Genomic DNA, 5127 nt, shown 5'->3' on the forward strand with positions numbered 1-5127 from the left:
AAAAATTTTTATGCCAATTAAAATAATAACTATAAAAATTTTTATTTTTTCTTTTTTTCCAAAATTTATTTTTAAAAAAATTAATAAAAAATTTTTTTATTTTTATATATTAATCAAAAAAAATAATGAAAATTTTATTCCCATTATTGATGATCATTGGTTTGTCCAATAGCGCCATAGCACAGATAGACAATACCGAAAATTCGATTTCTACTGAAATTGGATTAAAATCCAGGATAAAATCTCAGGATACAGAGGTGAAAAATCTCCTAGGATTACAGCTGGGATTTACAGACCCTACTTTGGGAATGTCTTATGAACGCCTTTTCACTTCGAATTTTGGAGCCGAATTTACAATTGGCTTGATTGGAGTTTCAATTGGGCCAAAATTATATCTTCCATCTTTAACCTCAGGGAAAGTGAATTTCCATACCGGTTTAATCTTTGGGGCAGGCTTTTTAGCTGAAGGATGGTTTGGTTATCTCCCAATCGGAATCAGCCGAATAACCAAGAGTAAATTGTCCCTAAGTTTTGATATAGGTCCACATACCGGCAACGTCTTTAGCAATGTTGATTCTAAAGTTGCTCCGGGAGCACGTTTCAAAATCGGAAAAGCATTTTAAGATTATTAAGTGAATAAAGTATAGGTTAAATTACCATTTTTAATAATATCAGATATTTTCAACTCCGAAAACTAATTCCGTACATTGGGACAATAAAACCTTACGTTAGTCCCTGATTTATTTTTAAATCGATTAATTATCAGGTAATTACAGTTAGGAATCAATAGTGATTCTTATATCCTAACCTAAATACCTTTTTATGAAAATTTTAAAAGCAACGATGGTATTCGTATTATTAATGATGCTGATGCCGTTGATATCAAACGCACAGGGACCAGTTACGACCCTAGAATTTCCCAATGCAGAAAAAGCCTTAGAGGTGGTACAGAAATATACCAAAGCACTTCAGGCCGGGGATGTAGCAGCCATGAATGCCCAATTGGCACCTGGTGCGATGATCTATGGCTTGGGAGGTGGCTTGGACTCTCTCACAGTGGCTCAGCACAGGGAATATTACACCAATAGCACCAACCAATACAAACACACGCTTTCTCAAGAGCTTTATCTGCCTGTAAAAGTCACCAACAATTGGAACGAAGGTGAATGGGTTTTGTCGTGGGGTACTAATACGATTCAGGACAAAAAAACCGGAAATACGATCGTTGTTCCTTACCATACTGTCGGAAGGGTAGAGAATGGTAAGATTGTATTTTTGCGCTATTGGTATGACATGTGGAATATTATGGAATCACAGGGTTATGAGTTGAAGCCACCTGCCAAATAACCTTTAAATAAACTTAACCGCTTTGTACTTGATGAAGGGCTTTTGGAATTTTTTTCAAAAGCCTTTTTCTATTTCGGCCGAATATCCCAACTGTTTCAATGTTTAATGAGTCACTTGAAAAATATTATCGGGAAAATTTTTGGCTACTTTGGGACAATAAAACCAGCTGTTCGTCCAAATTTGGTATGGATTCAGACTGTATTTTTTAATTTGAGGTGTTACAATTTTCCTGTTGTGAGAAATGTTTTAAGCCTTTTATCTAAGGACTTCATATATCTCCCCGCCGGTAATAGAAAATTCTGAAAGTCAATGTAATCTCTTAAGATAAAATTGTATATTGAAACTTAACCAGATGCAGTGATTTCTGACCACAATGCCAAAACATGCCGGGGCAAAATCTTGATTAAAAACTAAAAAAAATATAAAAATCAAATCGAATATGGCCATGAAATTTTTAATTGTAGATGATGAAAGAGATGTGGAAATATTGTTCCGCCAAAAACTCCGCAAAGAAGTCCGTGAAGGATTGTTTGAGCTTGAATTTGCATTTTCAGGCAATCAGGCACTCGAGCTTTTGAGAAGTCATAAGCCGCCTGAAGTGATGTACATTTTCTCTGACATCAACATGCCCGGTATGACCGGACTCGAACTGCTTGATAAAGTGAAGTCAGAATTTCCGGAGATTCAGGTAAGTATGATTTCTGCCTATGGTGACAGTGAAAACCATGACAAAGCGATGAATTCCGGAGCAAAGGAATTTTTTACCAAACCCATTGATTTTGATTCTCTCAAAGCTGAATTGAAGGATATTTTGGCCGGATCCTAATAGGCCATTAAACTGTCTTTAGATTCAGGACATTCGTCGCTGATATTTCCGCCCATTTTCAAAACAAGGGGGTTCTTTCTTGTTTTGAATAGGTCCGTTGCTAAAACCGGAATAACCAAACTTTATGAAATCAAAAGAAAAGCAGGAAGCTGAAGCAATACGTGTATACGAACTGTATTGGGACAGTTATTCAAAAGGCGATTTGGAAACTTTTTCATCCACCTTGGATGAGGGCTTTGAGATGATCGGTACTTCAGAAAATGAAGTGTGTCACAATAAGGAAGAAGGGATAGCCTTTTACAAAAACCAGATGAACGAGGTGTTTGGGAAAGTGGAAATGAGAAACCGAAACATTTCTGTGAAGCCTTTGAACGGGATGTACCTTGTAAATGAAGTTTGCGACGTCTATATTTTTGGGGAACCGGAATGGAATTATTATTCCAAAATAAGGCTATCAACCCTCCTTCATGAGACCAATTCCGGATGGAAAGTCTTACAGCAGCACGGTTCTTTTCCTGATATGCGGGTGCAGGAAGGCGAGACAATGGCCTTGGACAAAATTTCCAAAGAAAATCTGGAACTGAGGGACGCGATCAAAAGACGCACGATAGAACTGGAAAACAAAAATCGGGAATTGGCCATTGAAGCGGCATTGGAGAAAGTCCGTGCGGTAGCCATGGGAATGAAAAAACCCGAAGATATGCTCGAAGTCTGTGAAGCGATTTCGGATAGGTTAAAGGATTTTGGAGTTTCCGGGATAAGGAATATTCAAACAGCAATCATTGATGAAAAGAAAGGTATCTACCTCTGCTATCAGTATTTTACCCAATATGAAACCGTAGCAATAGAGCGGACAGAATACCTTAAAAGTCCGGTGGAAGAGGATATGGTAAGACAGATGCTGGCCTCAAAAGACGGACATTTCACCGGAAGGCTGACAGGAGAAGAGTTGGTTGAATTTAGAGAACACCGAAAAGCCGAAAACCATTTCCCTGACCCTTTATTGGATAAAACAGATGAGATCAGCCATTGCTTTCTTTCTATTGGTCGGGGAGGCTTAGGCTTGACACTTTATCAGGCTATGGATGCTTCAATCCTGGACTTGTTCAAGCGTTTCCATCAAGTATTCTTGCTGGCTTATCAGCGCTTTCAAGATATCCAAAAAGCGGAAGCCCGTGCCCGGGAAGTTGAAATCGACCTTGCATTGGAGCGTGTAAGGGCGCATACCATAGCGATGCATAGCAGCGAAGATGTTGGGAATTGTATTCTCAAAATGTTTGCTGAACTCACAGCCTTGGGAGTCGATGAAGGTACCCGATTTGGAATCGGAATTCTAAATCATGAGAATGAAAACAATGAGCTTTGGACCGCTCGCAAGGACGGAAAGGAAGTTAAAATGCATATCGGTAACATCGATATGGCCTCGCACCCTTTGTTGAAAAGTGCCCGCAAAGCTTGGAAAGAGCAGATTCCCATCCACAAGTATGTATTGGAAGGAGAAGATTTGCTGGATTATTACCGAATGCTGAATAAAGCGCCTGACTATAAAATCCAGATACCTTTAGAAAAATTACCCCAAAAAGAGGTTCAACACTGTTTCATATTCGAGTATGGGTTTTTTTATGCATTCAGTCCCCAAGAATTTCAAACCGAGTTAATTCAAACCATACAACGATTCTCATCTCAATTTGCACAAACCTATCAACGGTACCTGGATTTGGTGAAGGCAGAGACACAAACAAGAGAAGCAGAAGTCGAATTGGCTTTGGAGCGAGTCAGGGCAAGAACGATGGCGATGCATAGCAGTTCGGAATTGGCAGAGGCTTCTATTTTATTGGATGAGCAGGTACGAAGTCTCGGGATTCAAACCTGGGGCTGTGCTTTTCATATCTACGCAGAAGATGAAGCCGGCGACTACGAATGGTTCAGCAGTGCAAATGGAAGTCTGCCTTTCTATAAAACCCCAAGAGAGAAGTTCTTTTTGGATTTTTATGAAAGGGGAAAGCGGGGAGAAAAATTCTATGTGAAGGAATTTGCGGGTACAGAATGTAAAGATCACTATGATTACCTGAAAACCATTCCGATAGCCGGCGATTCACTGAAGGCCTTGGAAGAATCCGGTATCGCCCTGCCTTCCTATCAAATCGATCATATTGCATTCTTTAAGCATGGTTATGTCCTTTTTATCACCTATGAGCCAGTCCCTGAAGCTTATGAGATTTTCCAACGTTTCGCCACGGTTTTCGAACAAACCTATACCCGATTCCAAGATCTTCAAAAGGCAGAAGCACAGGCAAGGGAAGCAGAAATTCAATTGGCCTTGGAGCGTGTGCGTGCAAGGGCCATGGCCATGCACACTTCAAAGGAATTGGAAGAAGTTGCACTGGAGCTTAGAAAACAAATGGGCTTGCTTGGCCAAAAAGACATGGAAGTATGTGCAATACATTTGTATGGTTCAGATGAAAATTATTTTGATTCGTGGAGTGCTTTAAGGACTCCGGAAACTGAAGGTGAAGTTTTTCAGGCCCAAGCCCGCTTTCCCAAAAAAGGAGTCAGGATTGTTGATGAACTGATGGAGCATTATGCTAAAGGCAGTAAGGATTATGTGATAGCGAATGAAGAAGAAAAAATTATTGAATGGTTTGGGATAATGAAAACTCATTCGCCTGAGCTATACAATTCCATCATTCAAGTTCTGGGTGATGCGCCAATAAATAAGTTGAAAGCATATTGGTCTGTCGCCGACTTTGCTGGCGGTGCATTGGTGATGGTAACTTATTCAGAGCCGGATACTTCCTCGAGATATTTACTGCGTCGTGTTGCCAACGTCTTCGAGCAAGCCTATATCCGTTTTTTCGATCTCCAAAAAGCAGAAGCTCAAGCAAGGGAAGCTCAGATAGAAGCGGGATTGGAACGCGTACGTTCTAAAAGTCTGGCCATGCATAAAACTGCTG

At 40.0% G+C, this 5127-nt stretch carries 4 protein-coding genes; all 4 read left to right on the forward strand.

The genetic code is table 11. From position 1 onward, the window contains the following. Nucleotides 1-125 precede the first annotated feature (125 nt). On the forward strand, nucleotides 126-623 hold the full coding sequence (locus ACZFYI_RS15370) for a hypothetical protein (RefSeq protein ID WP_462525012.1): 498 nt from the start codon (nucleotides 126-128) through the stop codon (nucleotides 621-623). 199 nt (nucleotides 624-822) lie between these two features. Next, nucleotides 823-1347 (forward strand): nuclear transport factor 2 family protein, encoded by a 525-nt coding sequence (locus ACZFYI_RS15375; RefSeq protein ID WP_462525013.1) that lies wholly within the window; start codon nucleotides 823-825, stop codon nucleotides 1345-1347. Between the two features lie 445 nt (nucleotides 1348-1792). Further along, nucleotides 1793-2173, forward strand: coding sequence for a response regulator (locus tag ACZFYI_RS15380; RefSeq protein ID WP_462525014.1), 381 nt, complete (start codon nucleotides 1793-1795; stop codon nucleotides 2171-2173). 124 nt (nucleotides 2174-2297) lie between these two features. Beyond that, the coding region (locus tag ACZFYI_RS15385) for a nuclear transport factor 2 family protein (RefSeq protein ID WP_462525015.1) at nucleotides 2298-5127 on the forward strand (2830 nt) is incomplete at its 3' end.

The sequence above is a fragment of the Aquiflexum sp. genome, from assembly GCF_977115555.1.

What these genes read in the sequence shown, in the direction of transcription:
- ACZFYI_RS15370 (WP_462525012.1), top strand. Translation starts at nt 126, where the DNA reads ATGAAAATTTTATTCCCATTATTGATGATCATTGGTTTGTCCAATAGC.
- ACZFYI_RS15380 (WP_462525014.1), top strand. Translation starts at nt 1,793, where the DNA reads ATGAAATTTTTAATTGTAGATGATGAAAGAGATGTGGAAATATTGTTC.
- ACZFYI_RS15375 (WP_462525013.1), top strand. Translation starts at nt 823, where the DNA reads ATGAAAATTTTAAAAGCAACGATGGTATTCGTATTATTAATGATGCTG.